17 protein-coding genes are annotated in these 19,285 nt (G+C 64.2%); 12 read left to right on the top strand and 5 right to left on the bottom strand.

The window, feature by feature from the left end; genetic code table 11:
- Positions 1–122: 122 nt before the first annotated feature.
- Positions 123–545: a peptide-methionine (R)-S-oxide reductase MsrB gene (gene msrB, locus BCY88_RS34820; protein ID WP_120348630.1), complete on the bottom strand. Its 423-nt coding sequence runs from the start codon at positions 543–545 to the stop codon at positions 123–125.
- Positions 546–583: 38 nt separating this feature from the next.
- A complete protein-coding gene (locus BCY88_RS34815; RefSeq protein WP_120348629.1) occupies positions 584–2,140 on the bottom strand; it encodes a protein adenylyltransferase SelO in 1,557 nt (518 codons plus the stop codon).
- A 179-nt stretch (positions 2,141–2,319) separates the two neighbouring features.
- Between BCY88_RS34815 and BCY88_RS34810 the strand changes: the two genes are divergently transcribed.
- From BCY88_RS34810 to BCY88_RS34800, 3 genes are all read left to right on the top strand, one after another.
- Positions 2,320–4,011, top strand: a complete 1,692-nt coding sequence (locus BCY88_RS34810; RefSeq protein WP_120348628.1) for a 3-(methylthio)propionyl-CoA ligase — start codon at positions 2,320–2,322, stop codon at positions 4,009–4,011.
- Between the two features lie 146 nt (positions 4,012–4,157).
- Entirely contained in the window at positions 4,158–6,242 is a 2,085-nt protein-coding gene (locus BCY88_RS34805) for a 3-hydroxyacyl-CoA dehydrogenase NAD-binding domain-containing protein (RefSeq protein ID WP_120348627.1), read from the top strand.
- 265 nt (positions 6,243–6,507) lie between these two features.
- Positions 6,508–7,686, top strand: a complete 1,179-nt coding sequence (locus BCY88_RS34800) for an acetyl-CoA C-acyltransferase (protein ID WP_120348626.1) — start codon at positions 6,508–6,510, stop codon at positions 7,684–7,686.
- 164 nt (positions 7,687–7,850) lie between these two features.
- Here the strand turns inward: BCY88_RS34800 and BCY88_RS34795 are convergent, their stop codons facing one another.
- Positions 7,851–8,231, bottom strand: coding sequence for a hypothetical protein (locus BCY88_RS34795; RefSeq protein WP_120348625.1), 381 nt, complete (start codon positions 8,229–8,231; stop codon positions 7,851–7,853).
- A 196-nt stretch (positions 8,232–8,427) separates the two neighbouring features.
- Between BCY88_RS34795 and BCY88_RS34790 the strand changes: the two genes are divergently transcribed.
- The 5 genes from BCY88_RS34790 (at position 8,428) to BCY88_RS34770 (ending at position 13,733) form a co-directional block, all read left to right on the top strand.
- Positions 8,428–9,918 (top strand): aminotransferase-like domain-containing protein, encoded by a 1,491-nt coding sequence (locus BCY88_RS34790; RefSeq protein WP_404935758.1) that lies wholly within the window; start codon positions 8,428–8,430, stop codon positions 9,916–9,918.
- Between the two features lie 140 nt (positions 9,919–10,058).
- Positions 10,059–10,544 (top strand): PaaI family thioesterase, encoded by a 486-nt coding sequence (locus BCY88_RS34785; protein ID WP_120348623.1) that lies wholly within the window; start codon positions 10,059–10,061, stop codon positions 10,542–10,544.
- Positions 10,545–10,689: 145 nt separating this feature from the next.
- The gene (locus BCY88_RS34780; protein ID WP_120348723.1) at positions 10,690–11,688 is read left to right on the top strand and encodes an NADP-dependent oxidoreductase; all 999 of its coding nucleotides are present in this window, start codon (positions 10,690–10,692) and stop codon (positions 11,686–11,688) included.
- Between the two features lie 117 nt (positions 11,689–11,805).
- Complete coding sequence (locus tag BCY88_RS34775; RefSeq protein ID WP_120348622.1) at positions 11,806–12,702, top strand: SDR family oxidoreductase; 897 nt, start codon at positions 11,806–11,808, stop codon at positions 12,700–12,702.
- A 71-nt stretch (positions 12,703–12,773) separates the two neighbouring features.
- Entirely contained in the window at positions 12,774–13,733 is a 960-nt protein-coding gene (locus BCY88_RS34770; protein ID WP_120348621.1) for an alpha/beta hydrolase, read from the top strand.
- 25 nt (positions 13,734–13,758) lie between these two features.
- On the opposite strand, the gene BCY88_RS34765 is transcribed toward BCY88_RS34770, so the two are convergent.
- Both BCY88_RS34765 and ygfZ read right to left on the bottom strand, forming a co-directional pair.
- Complete coding sequence (locus BCY88_RS34765; RefSeq protein WP_120348620.1) at positions 13,759–14,610, bottom strand: NRDE family protein; 852 nt, start codon at positions 14,608–14,610, stop codon at positions 13,759–13,761.
- An 84-nt stretch (positions 14,611–14,694) separates the two neighbouring features.
- On the bottom strand, positions 14,695–15,792 hold the full coding sequence (gene ygfZ, locus BCY88_RS34760) for a CAF17-like 4Fe-4S cluster assembly/insertion protein YgfZ (RefSeq protein WP_120348619.1): 1,098 nt from the start codon (positions 15,790–15,792) through the stop codon (positions 14,695–14,697).
- A 78-nt stretch (positions 15,793–15,870) separates the two neighbouring features.
- On the opposite strand from ygfZ, the gene mltG reads away from it, so the two are divergent.
- From mltG to BCY88_RS34740, 4 genes are all read left to right on the top strand, one after another.
- Positions 15,871–16,881: an endolytic transglycosylase MltG gene (mltG, locus tag BCY88_RS34755; RefSeq protein WP_120348618.1), complete on the top strand. Its 1,011-nt coding sequence runs from the start codon at positions 15,871–15,873 to the stop codon at positions 16,879–16,881.
- Positions 16,881–17,501 (top strand): dTMP kinase, encoded by a 621-nt coding sequence (gene tmk / locus BCY88_RS34750; protein WP_120348617.1) that lies wholly within the window; start codon positions 16,881–16,883, stop codon positions 17,499–17,501. The genes mltG and tmk overlap by 1 nt, the downstream gene beginning before the upstream one ends.
- A gap of 93 nt (positions 17,502–17,594) precedes the next feature.
- Positions 17,595–18,629, top strand: coding sequence for a DNA polymerase III subunit delta' (locus BCY88_RS34745; RefSeq protein WP_120348616.1), 1,035 nt, complete (start codon positions 17,595–17,597; stop codon positions 18,627–18,629).
- A 107-nt stretch (positions 18,630–18,736) separates the two neighbouring features.
- Complete coding sequence (locus BCY88_RS34740; protein ID WP_120348615.1) at positions 18,737–19,258, top strand: GNAT family N-acetyltransferase; 522 nt, start codon at positions 18,737–18,739, stop codon at positions 19,256–19,258.
- Positions 19,259–19,285 lie beyond the last annotated feature (27 nt).

The raw sequence follows: 19,285 nt of genomic DNA, 5'->3' as shown, positions 1-19,285 counted from the left end.
CGCGCCGGGTTGACCGCCGCGTTGACCGATCCGCAAGCCGGATGAAGGCTGCCGCCACCGGCGGGTGTCTCATGAGTCTCATGACAGACGCCGGCCGGCGACGCGCCGAACTCCGCGCCGCGTTACTTGGGCTCGAATTGTAACGCAGCCGAATTGATGCAGTAACGCAGACCGGTGGGCGCCGGTCCGTCTTCGAACACGTGGCCCAGATGCGCGCCGCAATTCTTGCACTGCACCTCGATGCGCAGCATGCCGTGCGAGCGGTCGGTTTTCTCGGCGATCACTTCGCCGTTGATCGGCTTGAAGTAGCTTGGCCAGCCGCAACCGGCGTCGAATTTGGTGTCCGATTCGAACAGCGGCGTGCCGCAGCAGACGCAGTCATAGATGCCCCGGTCCCAGTGATCGTGATAGCGGCCGGTGAAGGGGCGCTCGGTGGCGGCGTGGCGGGTCACCTGGTACTCGACGTCGGAGAGCTGTTTGCGCCATTCGGCGTCGTCTTTCTGCACGGCGGGGGCGCCGGTGTTGAGGTCGTCGGGTTTGTTCATGGTCGGGGTTCCTGTCTCGAGATTGTTGTGGGGGCCTGTCACGACGAGCAGCTCACTTCCAGCGAGCTGGCCCAATCCGGCGGCAGCCCCGCATACGCTTCGTTTTCCGGTTGCTCGTCGAACGGACGGCGCAGCACGGCTGCCAGACGTTCCACTTCGGAGAAGTCCTTCTCTTTCGCCCGGCGGATCGCCGTTTCCGCCAGATGGTTACGAAGTACGAATTTGGGGTTCACACGGTTCATTGCAATGGCGCGCGCGGCGTCGTCGCGTGTTTCCTCGGACAGGCGCGCACGGTAGTCGTTCACCCACGCGTCGAATGCCGCGCGGTCGAGAAACAGGTCGCGCACGGGCGAGTCGCCGCTCGCATCGTGCCTGGAAATACGCACCAGATTGCGGAACGTCAGCGTGAAATCCGCCCGATTGGCGTGCATGACTTCGAACAGACGGTTGACCAGCTGATCGTCGCCTTCGCGCTCGCTTTCCAGGCCGAGTTTTGCGCGCATGCGTTTTTCCAGCGCCGGCGCGAAACGCTCCTTGAAACCGCCGAGCACACGTTGCGCGTCTTCGATCGCCTTGTCGCCGCGCACGCTTTCCTCGTGCTGTTCGCCCAGCAGCGGCAGCAGGCCTTGCGCGAGGCAAAAGAGGTTCCAGTACGCGATCTGCGGCTGCATCTTGTACGCGTAGCGGCCTTGCGAGTCCGAGTGATTGCAGATGTAGCCGGCGTCGAAACCGTCCATGAAACCGAACGGGCCATAGTCGACCGTAAGGCCGAGGATCGACATGTTGTCCGTATTCATCACGCCATGGCAGAAGCCGACGGCTTGCCATTCGACCATCAGATCGGCGGTCGACAGCACCGCTTCATTCAGCAGCGCGAGATAGGGATCGTCGGCTTCGCGGCAGTGCGGATAGAAGCGATCGATCACATGGTCGGCGAGCGCGCGCAGTGCGTCGACGCGATCGTTCGAATAGAAATGTTCGAAGTGCCCGAAGCGCACGAAACTCGGTGCCACGCGCGTGACGACCGCGGCAGTTTCGACTTCCTCGCGGCGCACCGGCTGGTCGGAGCCGATCACGCATAGCGCGCGCGTGGTCGGAATACCGAGGTGGTGCATCGCTTCCGAGCACAGATATTCGCGGATCGACGAACGCAGCACGGCGCGCCCGTCGCCCATGCGCGAATAGGGCGTGCGGCCGGCACCTTTGAGCTGCAGCTCGAAACGTTGGCCGCTGTGTTCGATTTCGCCGAGACCGAGCGCGCGGCCGTCGCCGAGTTGGCCGGCCCACACGCCGAACTGATGCCCCGAATACACCGACGCATACGGCAATGCTTCGGCAGGCCATTCGCGCGTGGCGTTGCCGGAGAACAGCTCGGCGAAGCCGGGGTCGTTCTGGAGGCCCGGTTCTAAACCGAGCAACGCGGCGGTGTCTTCGGAGAACCCAACCACGTACGGCGCACTGAGCGGCGCCGCGGGCAACCGGGTCAGAAACGCACTGCCGAGCCGCGCAAACGCGCTTTCGGGCGGGGCGGTAAGTGCGTCGGAAAGAGCCGATAACGGCCCGGACAACCCTGCAATGCTTGGGGAAAACGACATGTTGAGCGCCTCTGGATTAGCCGATATTGTAAGTCCGCGCCCGCGGCGCTGCTGGCCGGCCCTTAGCCCGGGGTTGAGCCAGACACGCATCTGCGTGCCGGGCGTCTCCTGCCGGCGCGTGCCGCGTGATCCCCGAACTGCAACCCAATGACGCAAACAAGGCGAGGAGACCTCTCTTTATGACGACGCCGCTGCTTGGCCAGATGATGGACGTGCCGCTCACCGTGTCCTCGTTGCTCGCGCATGCCGCGCGGCATTTCGGCGACACCGAGATCGTGTCGCGGCGCATCGAAGGCGACGTGCACCGCTATACCTACCGCGACTGCGAAAAACGCGCAAAGCAGTTGGCGCAGGCGCTGACCGCGCTTGGCGTCGAGCCCGGCGAGCGGGTGGCCACGCTGGCCTGGAACGGCTACCGGCATCTGGAAGCGTATTACGGCACGACGGGCTTCGGCGCCGTATGTCACACGATCAATCCACGGCTCTTCCCGGACCAGATCGCCTACATCGTCAACCACGCCGACGACGCCTACGTGCTGTTCGACACCACGTTCGCAGCGCTCGTCGATGCGCTCGCGCCGCAGTGCCCCAAAGTGCGCGGCTGGATCGCGCTGGCCGACGAAGCGCATCTGCCGAAAATGCAAACGCCGGTGCTGAGCTATGAAACCCTGCTGGACGCGCAGGATGGCCGCTACGACTGGCCTGCCATCGACGAGCGCCAGGCGTCTTACCTCTGCTATACGTCGGGCACCACGGGCAACCCGAAAGGAGCGCTGTATTCGCATCGCTCGACGGTGCTGCATGCATTCGGCGCCTCGCTGCCCGATGCAATGAGCCTCTCCGCACGCGACTCCGTGCTGCCGGTCGTGCCCATGTTTCACGTGAATGCCTGGGGCATTCCGCACGCCGCGCCGCTGACGGGCGCCAAGCTGGTCTTTCCCGGCAAGGATCTCGACGGCAAATCGCTCTACGAGTTGATGGAGAGTGAGCGTGTCACGTATTCGGCGGGCGTGCCGACCGTGTGGCTCGGCTTGCTCAACCACCTGCGCGAGGCGAAAGTGCGCTTCTCCTCGCTCAACCGCACGGTGATCGGCGGTTCAGCCTGTCCGCCTGCCATGCTGCGAGCCTTCGAGGACGAGTACGGCGTACAGGTGATTCATGCATGGGGCATGACGGAAATGTCACCGCTCGGTACCTTGTCGAAACTGACGTGGGAGCAGAGTCAGCGTCCGTTGGCGGAGCAGCGCAAATTGCTCGAAAAGCAGGGCCATGTGCTGTATGGCGTCGATATGAAGATCGTCGGCGAAGACGGCCGCGATCTGCCGTGGGACGGTGTGGCGTTCGGCGATCTGCACGTGCGCGGTCCGTGGGTGATCGACCGGTATTTCCGCAAGGACGAATCGCCCCTGGTGGACGGCTGGTTCCCCACCGGCGACGTCGCCACCATCGACCGCGACAGTTTCCTGCACATCACTGATCGCTCGAAAGACGTGATCAAGTCGGGTGGCGAGTGGATCAGTTCGATCGACATCGAGAACGTCGCGATCGCGCATCCGGCGGTGGCCGAAGCCGCGTGCATCGCCTGCGCGCATCCGAAATGGACGGAGCGGCCGCTGCTGGTGGTCGTCAAGCGGGCGGGTTTCGACGTGACGCGCGAGGAATTGCTCGCGTTCTACGACGGCAAGGTAGCCAAATGGTGGATTCCCGACGACGTAGTCTTCGTCGACGAGTTGCCGCACACCGCCACCGGCAAGCTGCAAAAGCTCAAGCTGCGCGACATTTTCCGCGATCACGTCCTGCCATCCGCGCTCGCCGACGAAAAGGATTGCCCTCTGACTCCGGATGCCAGGGGAAACCCCGCCTGGAAATAAACAAACGAGAATTGAACGAGCGTGCTTTTTTGTGTATTCTGCCTGCTGACCCCGGGGAAATCGGAGCTAAAGTCGGACAATGAGTCGGCTCGATAACCCGGACGGGCGGCGCGTCATGCGCCGCCTCATCGCACGGAGGCAGGCAGATGGCAGTGGACTACACAACTCATGACGGCGTGGCCGTCATCACGCTGAACAATCCCCCCGTAAACGGCCTCGGCCTCTCGACGCGAGCCGGTATCGTCGAAGGGATCGAGCGCGCGCAGAACGATCCGGCCATCAAGGCGATCGTGCTGACGGGCGCCGGCAAAGCCTTCTCGGGCGGCGCCGACATTACCGAATTCAATACGCCGAAGGCGACCCAGGAGCCGACGCTCCACACGGTCATCAAGACTGTCGAGGGCAGCGCCAAGCCGGTGATCGCCGCGATTCATAGCGTCGCCATGGGCGGCGGGCTTGAGTTGGCGCTCGGCGCGCATTACCGCATCGCGGCACCTGGCGCGCAGATCGCGCTGCCGGAAGTGAAGCTCGGCATCCTGCCGGGCGCAGGCGGCACGCAGCGTTTGCCTCGCGCAATTGGTCTCGAAGCCGCGCTCAACATGATCGTCTCCGGCGCGCCGGTGATGTCGGAGAAGCTGGCCGACTCGGGGCTGTTCGACCAGGTCGTGGAAGGCGATCTGGCCGAAGCTGCGCTCGCGTTTGCCCGCAAGGTCGGCGCTCAGGCGGGCCCGCATCCGAAGGTGCGCGACCGCAAGATCGAGCATCCGAACGCTGCTGGTTTCATCCAGTTCGCGCGCAATACGGTTGCCGCCATGGCGAAGAATTTTCCGGCGCCGCTGAAATGTATCGACGCCGTGGAAGCGGGCGTGCAGAACGGCTTCGACAAGGGGCTTGCATTCGAACGCGAGTGTTTCGTCGCGCTCGTGCAGACGCCGGAAAGCCATGCACTGCGTCACGCGTTCTTCGGCGAACGCGCGGCGAGCAAGATCCCGGATGTGCCTTCCGATACCCCCCTTCGTGACATCAAGCAGGTGGCCGTGATCGGCGCCGGCACGATGGGCGGCGGCATCGCGATGAACTTCATCAACGCGGGCATTCCGGTCACGCTGCTGGAAACGAAGCAGGAAGCGCTCGACCGCGGCCTCGCCACGATCCGCAAAAATTACGAAGCCACCGTCAAGAAAGGCAAGCTCAAGCCCGAGGCGCTGGAACAGCGCATGGCCTTGATCACGCCGACCCTTTCCTACGACGACCTGAAAAACGCCGACCTGATCGTCGAAGCGGTGTTCGAGGAACTCGGCGTCAAGGAGCAGGTGTTCAAGCGTCTCGACGAAGTGGCGAAACCCGGCGCGATCCTCGCGTCGAACACGTCGACGCTGGATGTCGACAAGATCGCAGCGTACACGTTGCGTCCGCAGGACGTGGTCGGCATGCACTTCTTCAGCCCGGCCAACGTGATGAAGCTGCTCGAAGTGGTGCGCGGCAAGGCCACGGCGAAAGACGTGCTCGCCACCGTCATGAAGCTCGCGAAGAAGATCAGGAAGACCGCCGTGGTCTCGGGCGTGTGCGACGGGTTCATCGGCAACCGGATGATCGAGCAGTACATCCGCCAGGCGCTCTTCATGCTCGAAGAAGGTGCGTTGCCCGCGCAAGTGGACAAGGCCATCGAGAAGTTCGGCTTCGCGATGGGCCCGTTCCGCATGAGCGATCTGGCCGGTAACGACATCGGCTGGGCGATCCGCAAGCGCCGCTATCAGGAACATCCTGACATGCACTACTCGAAGATCGCCGACCGCCTCTGCGAGACCGGCCGTTTCGGCCAGAAGACCGGCGGCGGCTGGTACGACTACAAGGCGGGGGACCGCACCGCGTATCCGTCGAAAGTGGTCGACGAGATGATCACGACGTTCTCGAAGGAAAGCAGCGCCGAGCGCCGCAAGATCAGCGACGAGGAAATCGTCGAGCGCCTCGTGTTCGCGCTCGTCAACGAAGGCGCGAAGATTCTCGAGGAAGGGATTGCGTCGAAGGCGTCGGATATCGATATGGTCTATCTGACCGGCTACGGCTTCCCGCTCTATCGCGGCGGCCCGATGCTGTATGCGGATACGGTTGGCCTCTACAACGTCGAGCGCGCGATTCGCCGCTATGCGTCGCGCCCGAATGGCGACGCCTGGCAATTGGCGCCGAGCATCGCGCAGCTTGCGGCACAGGGCCGTGGGTTCAACGGCTGAAGCGCCGCCGCGCCTCGGGTGAAACGGGCGCGATGAGTGAAATGAGTGAAGTGGGGCGGCTGAGCGATCCGCCGGCGCGCCCACCATCAACATCTGGAAGGCGATAAATCGCATGGGACCGGAGTAAGAGCTTTGCATCGGATCGGAGTGGCTTGCTAACGCGTGAACCCCGATCGACAACCAAAGCGCTAACTCTGGTCGACAACGTTGTATGGGACCAGAGTGGGAGCCAAAGCGCTAACTCTGGTCGACACAGGAGAAATGCATGACTGACGCCGTAATCGTATCGACCGCCCGCACGGGCCTCGCCAAATCATGGCGCGGCGGTTTCAACATGACCCACGGCGCGACGCTCGGCGGGCATGTGACGCAGGCCGCCGTCGAGCGCGCGAAGCTCGACCCGGCACGTATCGAAGACGTGATCATGGGCTGCGCGAATCCGGAAGGCGCGACGGGCGCCAACATCGCGCGCCAGATCGCATTGCGCGCCGGTTTGCCGGTCAGCGTGCCGGGCATGACGGTGAACCGGTTCTGCTCGTCCGGTTTGCAGACAATCGCACTGGCCGCGCAACGCGTGATCGCCGGTGAAGGCGACGTGTTCGTCGCGGGTGGCGTGGAGTCGATCTCGTGCGTTCAGAACGAGATGAACCGCCACATGATGGCCGAAGGTTGGCTCAGCAAGAACAAGCCGGAAATCTACTGGTCGATGCTGCAGACCGCCGAGAACGTCGCGAAGCGCTACTCGATCTCGAAGGAACGCCAGGACGAATACGGCGTGCGCTCGCAACAGCGGGCCGCGGCCGCGCTCGAAGCCGGCAAGTTCAAGGACGAGATCGTGCCGATGACGGTGCTCGCCGGTGTCGCCGACAAAGCGAGCGGGCGTCTTTTCACGAAGGAAGTGACGGTCAGCGCCGACGAAGGCATCCGTGCCGACACGACGCTCGAAGGCGTGTCGAAGATTCGTACCGCGATGCCCGGCGGCGTGATCACTGCAGGCAATGCGAGCCAGTTCTCGGATGGCGCATCGGCGTGTGTCGTGATGAACGCGAAAGTCGCGGAGCGTGAAGGCCTGCAACCGCTCGGCATTTTCCGCGGCTTTGCGGTGGCCGGTTGCGAGCCGGACGAGATGGGTATCGGTCCGGTGTTCGCCGTGCCGAAGCTGCTCAAACAGGCAGGCCTGAAGGTCGAAGATATCGACCTGTGGGAGCTGAACGAAGCGTTCGCGGTGCAGGTGCTGTATTGCGCCGACAAGCTCGGCATTCCGCACGACCGCCTGAACGTGAACGGCGGCGCGATCGCGGTGGGCCATCCGTATGGCGTCTCGGGTGCGCGTTTGACCGGCCATGCGCTGATCGAAGGCAAGCGGCGCGGCGCGAAGCTGGTCGTCGTGACGATGTGTATCGGCGGCGGGCAGGGTGCGGCGGGCTTGTTCGAAGTGGTTTGACCACGCGCGAAAGTCGGCAGGGCGAGCGGCATCAGGGCAAAACCATGCCGGGTGCCGGCAGGTTTAACGTGCGCTGATCGACGAAGCGTGTGGTCCCGGCAAGAGCTTGCCGCGCTGGGTAGCGGAATCTGCCCCGACTGCCGGTCCGTGCCGGCAGAGGCGGGTCAGATCGCTCGCCGCAGCCGCGTTTTGACGAGCTGTCTCAGCGTGTGCACGGCTCGAATGATGCGGCTGAGCCACGCGTTTTCGGCCTGGCACGGCTGTACGACGAAGACGGCAGCTCGCGCATGCGTGGCGCTGATCGATACGACGCCGCGCTGTGGCGTGACGTAGCGCTCGCCTTCACGCAGCGTGAGCGACGTGACCGGCACGGTGTCGCCGAGCCACGCCAGAGAGTGATCGCGGTAGTCGAGTTGAAGATCGCCTTCAACGGCCACGATCGAGGTGCGTGCACGCAGATCGTGCACCGCCATTTGACCGGCCGCAACGCGCGAGGCCCTGGCGGCGTTGCGGGGCAAACCGGTGCGAGTGGGTGCGATGGGCATGACCGATTCCTTTAAACCGTTTCCATGCCACACAGCTTATTGAGTTCGTCCACGTGAAAACAGGCGCAACAATGGACTATGTGAACCGGTACAAGACAGGGTTTCAGCACGCTGTATCGGTTGGAATCAGGCCGATGTGTATCTGTCGCCACACGCGAACTGCCCGCACCATCGGCTCATGAACTCTGCCATCTCCATGCCCGATGCCCCTGCGGCGGTTTCGCTGCCGGAGGAACAACCCGCCGATGGCCGGCCCCTGTACCGCCAGTTGGCCGACCAATACCGTCGCGCAATCGATAGCGGCGTGCTGCGTCCCGGCGACCGCATGCCGTCGATGCGCGCGTTCATGCAGCGGCACGGCGTGAGCCTCGCGACGGCCACCGAGAGTTATCGGACGCTCGAACGCGACGCACTGATCGACGCCCGGCCACGCGCCGGTTACTTCGTGCGCGCGCGGCAAACGGCGATGTTGCCAGGCGCGACCGAACCCGATCTCGCGGCTGCCCCAGGGGCTGCGCAGTTCGTCGGCATCCATACGACGATTTCGGCGATCGTATCGAAATTCCAGCGCTATCCGGACGCGTTGAATCTCGGCGGCTCGACCGCCTCGTCCGATCTTTACCCCACTGACGCCTTGCAAAAAGCCGCGCTGCGCGCCTTGCGCCGCCGGCCGACTTTGCTGACCACGTCCGGTCACGATCAGGGCGATCCCGAGCTGCGCGCGATCATTGCGCGCCGTGCGCTCGACGTCGGTATCCAGATCGGCGCAGACGACGTGATCATGACTCACGGCGGCATCGAGTCTGTGAACCTGGCGTTGCGCGCGGTCACCCAGCCGGGCGACACGGTCGCGGTGGAGTCGCCGTGTTTCTTCGGCTTGCTGCAGGTGCTCGAAAGTCTCGGCCTGCGGGCGCTCGAAATTCCGGCCAGCCCAACCACCGGCCTTGCCATCGAAGCGCTGGCGTTCGCGCTGCAAACGCATCCCGACATCAAGGCGATGGTCGTCGTGCCGCATCTGCAGAACCCGCTCGGCAGCGTCATGCCCGATACGCACAAGGCGCGGCTGGTCGAACTGTGCGCGCGAGCCGGCATTCCGTTGATCGAGGACGATCCTTACCGCGAGCTGGTCGACGCCGCCCAGCCGCCCAGATCGCTGAAGACCTGGGACACTGACGGTACCGTGATTCATTGCACGTCGTTCAACAAGACGCTCGCGCCCGGTATGCGGGTCGGCTGGATCAACGGCGGGCGCTGGCATCGGCGCGTCGGCATGCTCAAGTTCGCGCAGTCGCGCCACAACGAGCAGTTGTCGCAAGTCGTGCTGGCCGAATTTCTGGAAACGAGCGCGTATGAGCGGCACCTGCGGCGTTTGCGCGACCGTCTGCGGATTCAGCGTGAGCGAATGGCCGCGGCGATCGCCGCATCGTTTCCCGACGGAACGCGTTTCACGCCACCGGGCGGCGGCATGTTTTTCTGGATCGAGTTGCCGCGCGCCGTGTCGTCCTCCGCTTTTTTCGATGCTGCTTTGGATGAGGGCATACGCGTCATGCCGGGCACGGTGTTTTCGAACTCGGGGCGCTTCGATCATTTCATACGCCTCAGTTGTCCGAGTACGGATCTCGATCGGGCCGACGAGGCGGTGCGCAGCTTGGGGCGTCTCGCGGCACGGATGGCGGCGCATGCGTGAACGCCATAGCGGGTATCATTTCCTGCTGCGCGCGTGCGCCGCTGAGCGCACGTCCGGGCAGCCCGAAACCTGCGGACTTGCACGCGAGGTGCGCAGCGCGCATCGCGTGAAAATGCCGACTACGGAATCTGAAATCAGCAATGACCGAATCACCCTCTTCTAAATCGGGCAGCGCATCGCTACCCGAAAGCCCGTTTGTCGACCGGCTTGGCGCGCAACTCGTATCGGTGGGCGACGGCGTCAGCGAAATCGTGCTGCCGCTGCAGCCCGACCACATGAACACGTGGGATGTCGCGCATGGCGGCGTGACCATGACGCTCGCCGACGTCGCGCTCGCGATGGCCGCGCGCAGTCTGGCCGGCGACGGCATCGGCGTGGTCACCGTCGAGATGAAGGTCAACTTCATGCAGCCAGGCCGCGGCGAATTGCGCGCCACGGGCCGTGTGCTGCACCGCTCGACCACCATGGCCTATTGCGAAGGCGAGATCCGCGACAGCGAAGGCCACTTCGTCGCCAAAGCACTCGGCACCTTCAAATACATGCGGCGTCTCGCCGTGGGACGCGATGTGACGCAACAGCGTCTGCGCAGCGATCCCTCGGCGAAACCCGGTCCAAGCGACGGCTAATTGCCGGATGGGCCTCGCGCGCGCTGAGCGCTCCGCGCCCTGGATCTCGCTGTTTTCCGCTGTTTCCTGCTGTTTTCCGTTGTTACGGACGCCGTTGGTTCGAATCACTCGCCGATCACATCGGTAACCCATGGAGACGATCGTCATGCCCCAGATCAACCGTCAACTCGTGCTGGCTTCGCGTCCACAAGGCGCTGTTACGCCCGACAATTTCAGGCTCGTCGAAACCCCGCTTGCGCCGCTTGCCGACGGCGAATTCCGTGTGCGCAATCATTTTTTGTCGCTCGATCCGTACATGCGCGGCCGCATGAACGACAGCAAGTCGTATGCAGCGCCCCAGCCGCTGGACGAAGTGATGATCGGCGGCACGGTGGGTGAAGTGGTGGAGTCGAAGAATCCGAAATTCGCAATTGGCGATAAGGTCGTCGCGATGTTCGGCTGGCAGGAGTACGGCACTTCGAACGGCGCGGGCGTGCAGAAAGTCGACGATACGCACGTGCCGCTGTCGGCTTATCTCGGCCCGGTCGGCATGCCGGGTGTCACGGCCTGGTACGGCCTGAACAGGATCATCGCGCCGAAAGCGGGCGACACCGTGGTAGTCAGCGCGGCAAGCGGCGCGGTGGGCAGCGTGGTCGGGCAACTGGCGAAGCTGGCCGGCGCGCGTGCGGTCGGCATCGCAGGCGGTGCGGACAAATGCCGCTATGTTGTCGAGACGCTCGGCTTCGACGCCTGCGTCGACTACAAGGCCGGCAACCTGTATCAGGAACTCAAGGCCGTGACGCCGGACGGCGTGGATGGCTACTTTGAGAACGTCGGCGGCGAAGTGCTCGACGTGACGCTGGCGCGCATGAACGCGTTTGGCCGCATCGCGTTGTGCGGTTTTATCGCGGGTTACGATGGCCAGCCGCTGCCGCTCAAGCACCCCTCACTGATGCTCACGCAGCGGCTGATGGTGCAAGGCTTCATTGTCAGCGAACACATGGAAGTGTGGCCTGAAGCGCTCAAGCAACTCGGCACGCTGGTCGCGCAGAAAAAACTGCAGTATCGGGAGACCATTGCGCAAGGGCTCGATGCGGCGCCCGAGGCGTTCATTGGTCTCCTGAAGGGCAAGAACTTCGGCAAGCAGCTCGTCAAACTGATCTGAGCACGGCGGCTGCCGAGCCGCGCGTGCGGTAAATGTCGATGAGGCCCAGCCGATCAATGTATCGGCTGGCGCTTCCAGCGTGGATAATCGCGGGCCGATAAACGCAGGAGTAAAACGATGTTCGAATTCGCCGGCAAGGTGGCGGTGATCACTGGTGCAGCAAGCGGCTTCGGCCGGGCGTTCGCGGAGAAGGGCGCGTCGCTTGGCATGAAGCTCGTGCTCGCCGACCTGAATCCCCAAGCGCTTCTTCAAACTGTCGACGCGTTGCGTGCCGGCGGCGCCGAAGTCATTGGCGTGCCGACGGACGTGTCCGACGCGGCCCAGGTCGACGCACTCGCGCAAGCGGCGCTCGACGCTTTCGGCAAGGTGCATCTTCTGTTCAACAACGCGGGCGTGGGTTCGGGCGGCTTCCTCTGGGAAAGCTCGGCGAACGACTGGGCATGGGTGTTCAACGTCAACGTGATGGGTGTCGCGCACGGCGTGCGCGCCTTCACGCCGATCATGCTGCGGCAGAACGAACCTGCGCATATCGTCAACACGGCGTCGGTGGCGGGTTTGCTGTCGCCGCCCGCGATGGGTGTGTACAACGCCTCGAAGCACGCTGTCGTGTCGCTTACCGAGACGCTCTATCACGACCTGCAACTCGCGCAGGCGGGCAAGCCGGCACAAACAGCAGGCGGCGAGGTCGGCTGTTCGTTGTTGTGTCCCGCCTTCGTGCCGACGGGCATCGCCGACGCCGAGCGCGCGCGGCCCGCTGAACTGCGCAACGCGAGTGGCCCGACGCGCTCGCAGATTGCGGCCGGCAAGCAACTGCAACGTGCGGTGCAATCAGGCAAGCTGAACGCGGCCGACGTCGCCGAGATTACGTTCGAAGCGATCGCCGCGCGGCGGTTTTACATCATCACGCATCCGGGCATCATGGCGACGGTGAAACTGCGTCACGAGGATATCGAGCAGTTACGCAACCCGACTGATCCGATGTCGCTGAAGCCCGAAGTGAAGAACGCGAGCTAGGCGCGGTTTTCCCGGTTTTGCCCCGTTTTTAACCGCTAACTTTCGGCGCCCACGCGCCACACCGAAGCCCGATGCCGCTGAATCCGAAGATCGAGCAGGTGCTCGACATGATCGCGCGCGCGAAACGCCCGCAGCTTCACGAGTTGAGTCCGCAACAGGCGCGTGCGTCCTACGAGAAAAGCGCGCCGATTCTGGAGATCGCAAGTGCGCCGATGTTCGCGGTCGAAGACTTGCGCGTGCCGGCGCGCGACGGTGCGACGCTTCGCGCGCGTCTTTATCAGCCTGTCGAGCCGAGCTGGGCCGAGCCTGCGCCGGCGCTGGTGTATTTCCACGGCGGCGGCTTCACGGTTGGCAGTGTCGACACGCACGATGCGTTGTGCCGGATGTTCGCGCGCGACGGCCGCTGTGCGGTTCTGTCGGTCGATTACCGGCTTGCGCCCGAGTCTAGATTCCCCACCGCCGTTGAAGACGCGTTCGATGCGTTGAGCTGGCTGCACGCGCATGCCGCGGAATACGGCATCGACGCAGAGCGCCTGGCCGTGGGCGGCGATAGCGCGGGCGGCACGCTGGCCACGGTGTGCGCCGTGCTGGCACGCGACGCGGGTATCAAACTCGTGCTGCAACTGTTGATCTATCCGGGCACCACCGGGTATCAGCAAACCGATTCGCACGTGCGCCTTGCCGACGGCTTCCTGCTGTCGGGCGCCACGATTCAGTGGTTCTTCGATCAATATGTGCGCGACAAGAGCGACCGCGACGACTGGCGTTTCGCGCCGCTCGACGGCACGCGCGGCGCACCCGATTTCGGCGGCCTCGCGCCGGCATGGATCGCGACCGCCGAATACGATCCGCTAAGCGACGAGGGCGATGCGTATGCGGAAAAACTGCGCGCAGCGGGCAATCAGGTCACCCTGAAACGCTATCAGGGCATGATTCACGAGTTCTTCAAGATGGGCGGCTACGTGCCCGACGTGGCGCACGCGCATGCGGATGCCGCCGCGGCATTGCGGGCGGCGTTTAGCGTCGAGTAGCCGCCGCTTTCATGTCAGGAGCGCTTTAGTCCGTTTCGCGTTCAACGTTGAACGCAAAGCTGCGCTCGAAGCTGCCGGGGCGCGCGATCCGGTGCGAGCCGTTGTCGTCACTGCGCTCGGCGGCCGCTACGCTGATGATCTCGCCATGCACGGTCACACGCACCGCAGTCGTGCCGCGCGTGCCGTACTCCGGCGTTTCGATAAACGCTGCCGACAACGCCCGCTCCCGTTCGAGCGGAATGCCGGTGGACGGCAATTCGTCGTCGCGCGCGAGGCGTGGATCGCGCATCAGATCGATCATGCGTTCGAGCGGCGGCATTGCATCGCGCGTGAGCATGGCGCCCAGTTCCGCGCGCTTTTTCACCAGCTTCGGCCACGCGGTATCGAGCACCGCGTTCGAGATGCCGTGCGTGCCGGCGGCAAGCAGCGCGGGCGCGGTATTCGAACGGTTGCAGTACCAGCCGAGCTCGCGTCTCGTCCAGTCGCCGACGAGCAGATTGAAGCCGTTGTAGATTTCGCCGGTGCGCGCGACGTGTTGCAGATAGTCGAGCGGTGTTTCGTGCGGGCCCTTACCGTTGTCCGCGCCTTGCGCGGCGCCGGTGAGCCAGTCGCTGACAAGCGTGCCGCGGGTCGGCGCATCGGCGCGCATTTCATGCGGCGCGCGGTAATTGGTCAGCGCGGCAAAGCGGCCATCGCGCGACATGCCGAGCCACGTGCCGCCGCCCACCAGATCACGGCCGGCCAGCACGGTCGGCGCGTCATGCCACCAGCTGATCGGCTCGGCGGTGCGGCGGAAGAATTCGTCGCGATTCGCGGCGAGCGTGAAGAGCGGCCCGTCGAGCGCATCGGGTCGCCAGTCGAAAACGATCAGGCACATCGGGGGGCGTCTCCCGGTGAGGGCGGTGGAGGAACAGATGCGATGAAAAAGCGGCGCGGGATTGCGCCGCCTGGGTCCGGGCGCTTAAACCTCGGTCGGCAACCCATAGGGCAACGCGAGGAACGTCAGCGCCGGACCGTCCGCCGCGCCCAGGTGCACGGTGCCGCCTTCCAGCGCCGCCAGTTTCATCTCGACCAGCATATCGACGCCGCCCTCGGGCGCCGATGCCGCATTCACCACCATGCCGCACGGCTGGCCCGGATCGTCCGAGTGGAACAGTTCGGCGCCGGCTTTGACGGCCTCCAGTTCGCCCGTCACGTTGGCGAGCGAGGTGCGCCGCTTGATCGTGCCGCGATACTGGCTGCGCGCCACGACTTCCTGACCCGGATAGCAACCTTTGCGGAAATTGACCGCGCCTAGCACGTCGAAATTGACCATCTGCGGTACAAACTGCTCGACCACCGGTTGCGTGATGCGCGGTTCGCCCGCCCGAATGTCGAGCCAGTCCCATACCGCCGGCGACACGCGCGTGAGCTTTTCGTCGAGCAAGGGCAGGTGCGCTTCGATCGCGGCCTTCGGACCGACCCACAGATAGCGCAGCCGGTGAAGCGCGTCCGGAACGCGAATCAGCGAGCCCGCCGTGCCGTCCACCTGCACATGCACGCCGTCGGGCAGCGCGTCGAACACGCCCGAAAGGGCTTTGCGCACGTCGCCCGCGAGGCCCACCACCGCCAGTTCGCCACTCGCGTCCGTGAGCTTTGCCTTGGCGCGCAGGACAAACATGGACAACCGCTTCTGCACGGCGGCCTGCAGGTCCTTCGACACCAGCAGACGGATCGTCTCGCCCGTGCGCCACGTCAGCAACGACGCCAGCAGCCGGCCCTTGGCCGAGCAATAGCCCGCGAGGCGCGCGTTGGCGGCGTCGAGATGCTGGGTGTCGTTGGTCAGCTGGCCATGCAGGAAGCTCGCCGCGTCGTCGCCGGTCGCGTCGATCACGCCGAACTGCGTGAGCGGCATATAGGCGCCTTGCCCGATAACGGCGTCGAATTCAGCGGCGGCAGGGCGCGGCAGCACAGGCAGTCCGACCGGTGTAGAGACCTGCGCTGTGGCCGCGGCGCCGGTGGGGGGCGCTGAAGTTGTCACTGAAGGCGTGCCTGAAGCGGTAGCGAGCGGTGTGTTCATGGATTCCGAGAACAGTCAATTCTGACTTTAGCTAAGGCAAACAAGTATTATATGAGGTCCAACCCAGCCCCGTTTCGCATGACCCTTCTGAAGAAATGTTTCGTCGCCGGCTCAATTGTCATTGTGCTGGCCGCAGCCGCAATCGCAGGCGGATATCACTGGGCCACCAGTCCACTCGATTTGACCCCCGCGCAACTCGACGTCACCGTCAAACCGCACAGCAGCTTGCGCAGCGTCACGCTGCAGCTCGTGCGCGGCGGCGTGCCGGTCGAGCCGGAACTGTTCGTCATCATGACGCGGCTGCTCGGGCTGCAAAGCGACCTGAAATCCGGCAACTACGAGTTCAAGACGGGCATCACGCCGTACGAAGTGCTGCAAAAAATCGCCCGCGGCGACGTCAACGAATACGTGGCGACCATCATCGAAGGGTGGACTTTCAAGCGCATGCGTGCCGAGCTGGACGCCAATCCGGCGCTCAAGCACGACACGGCCGGCATGAGCGACACGGATCTGATGAACGCGATCAACGCGCCGGAAGCATCGATCGGCAATGGCGAGGGGCTGTTTTTCCCGGACACCTATCTGTTCGACAAGAACACCAGCGATCTCGACGTTTATCGCCGCGCGTACCGTCTGATGCGGCTGCGGCTGGACGAAGCCTGGGCCGCGCGGGCGCCGAACCTGCCGTACAAGACCCCGTATGATGCGTTGACGATGGCGTCGATCATCGAAAAGGAAACCGGCAAGCCGTCGGACCGGCCGATGGTGGCGGCCGTGTTCGCGAACCGTCTGCGCGTGGGCATGCCGCTGCAGACCGACCCGACCGTGATTTACGGCATGGGCGAGAGCTACACCGGCCGCATCCGCAAGAAGGACCTGCAGACCGACACTCCCTACAATACCTACACCCGGATGGGGCTCCCGCCAACGCCCATCTCGCTGCCCGGTGTCGCATCGCTGCAGGCGGCGATGAACCCGGCGCAATCCACCGCGCTGTACTTCGTATCGCGCGGCGACGGCAGCAGTATCTTTTCTGACACCCTCGGCGATCACAACAAGGCCGTGGACAAATACATTCGAGGGCAATGATGGCGAGGGGCAAATTCATAACGTTTGAAGGCATCGACGGTGCCGGCAAGACCACGCATCTGAGCTGGTTTCGCGAACGCCTCGAAGAGAAGGTCGCGAGCACCGGCCGCTCGGTCGTGATGACGCGCGAGCCGGGCGGCACGGCGCTCGGCGAACAGATTCGCGAGATCGTGCTGCATCAGAAGATGGACCTCGAAACCGAAGCGCTGCTGATGTTCGCGCTGCGCCGCCAGCATCTGGCCGAGGTGATCGAGCCGGCGCTGGCGCGCGGCGACTGGGTGCTGTCCGACCGCTTCACCGACGCGACCTTCGCCTACCAGGGCGGCGGCCGCGGCCTGCCGCGCGACAAGCTGGAAACGCTCGAGCGCTGGGTGCAGGGCGGTTTTCAGCCGGACCTGACGGTGCTGTTCGACCTCGCGCCGGAAATCGCCAACGAACGGCGCAGCGCCGCCCGCGATCCGGATCGGTTCGAAAGCGAGTCGGAGGCATTTTTCAACCGCACCCGTACCGAATATCTGCGTCGCGCGGAAGAAGCGCCGTATCGGTTCGCTATCATTGACTCTTCACAGAGCATCACGCGAATTCAGAAGCAACTCGAAGAATTGATCACAGTTCTTTGATTTTAAAAGAATATAATTTCATCTTATAACGTTGGCAGAGCTCACCTGAAGTCTCGAAGTGCATTGTCAACCGATTGATTTAAAAGAGAAACGATGATTTATCCGTGGCAAGCCGATGACTGGAATCGCCTGCAGCAGTTGCGTGGGCACTGGCCGCACGCTTTGCTGCTGCATGGGCAGGCAGGGATCGGCAAGCTGCGCTTCGCGCAGCACCTCGCGCAGGGGCTCCTCTGCGAGGCTCAGCAGGCCAACGGTGAGCCATGCGGCGCGTGTGTGGCATGCAACTGGTTCACGCAGGGTAATCATCCGGACTACCGGATCGTCGTGCCTGAAGCGTTGGCCGCCGAAGCCGGTCTCGCCAGCGCCGCGGACGAAAAACCCGAGAAGGCCGAAGGCGACGAAGGCAAGAAAACCCGCGCGCCCAGCAAGGAAATCAAGATCGAGCAGATCCGCGGCTTGCTCGATTTCGTCGGCGTCGGTTCGCACCGTGGCGGTGCGCGCGTGGTCGTGCTGTATCCGGCAGAGGGGTTGAACATCGCGGCGGCCAACGCGCTCCTGAAAACGCTCGAAGAACCGCCGGCGGGCGTGGTGTTCCTGATGGTGTCGGCGCGCATCGATCGCCTGCTGCCCACCATTATCAGCCGCTGCCGCCAATGGCCCATGACGATGCCCGCGCCGGAGGTCGCCACCAGGTGGCTCGCCGCGCAAGGCGTCGCCGAAGCGCCCGCGCTGCTCGCCGAGGCCGGCGGTGCGCCGCTCACGGCCCTTGCACTGGCAAGCGACGAGAACCGCACGCTGCGCGACTGGACCCTGAAGCAACTTGCTGCCGGTGCCGATTGCGACGCCTTTGCTTGCGGCGAAGCGCTGCAAAAACTGCCGGTGCCGCTCGTGCTCGGCTGGCTGCAACGCTGGATGTACGATTTGCTGGCGCAACGCACAGCCGGCGCGCCGCGGTACTTTCCGCAGGCCTCGGCGGCATTGTCGCGCTGTTCGGCCCAGGCCGACGCCAGCGCGTTTGCGCGCTTCATGCGCACCGTGACGCGCCAACGCGCCGTCGAGAATCACCCGCTGAACGCGCGCCTCGTGTTTGAAGAACTGTTTATTGGCTATCGCGACCTGTTCGCGTAAATCTTCTGATGCCGGACGGTTAGCTCCAAGGCAAGCGCGCCTTACCGCGCCGCGCTTGCCCGTGTGCCCGTCCGCCGATTCGTCTTCCATCTCACGTTCAAAGTACCATGAGCCTTTCTTACCGCGATGCCACGCTCGACGATCTGCCTGCGATCGTCGCCATCTACAACTCGACCGTGCCGTCGCGGCAAGTCACAGCCGATCTCGAGCCGGTGAGCGTCGAAAGCCGTTTGGCATGGTTTCATGCGCACGGCCCGCAAAAGCGCCCGCTGTGGGTGGTGGAGGATCCGCAGCAGTCCGGCCGGGTGATTGCCTGGCTGAGCTTCTCTGACTTCTATGGCCGCCCGGCCTATCTGCGCACCGCCGAAGTCAGCATCTATCTGGACGAAAGCGCACGCGGCAAGGGGCTCGGCAAGCAACTGCTGGCGGCTTCGCTTGCGGCGGCGCCGGCGCTCGGCATCGATACCGTGCTGGGTTTTATCTTCGGCCACAATGACGCGAGCCTGCGCCTGTTCCGCAGCTTCGGCTTCGACACGTGGGGATCGCTGCCGCGCGTCGCGGTGCTGGACGGCGTGGAGCGCGATCTGGTGATTCTCGGCAAGCGGCTCGGCACGGCGGCAGCGGCCTGATTTGCAGGCCGATTTGCAGCCTGGTTG

Source organism: Paraburkholderia fungorum (assembly GCF_003610895.1).
Lineage (GTDB): Bacteria > Pseudomonadota > Gammaproteobacteria > Burkholderiales > Burkholderiaceae > Paraburkholderia > Paraburkholderia fungorum_B.
This window is presented reverse-complemented; position numbering and strand designations above follow the sequence as displayed.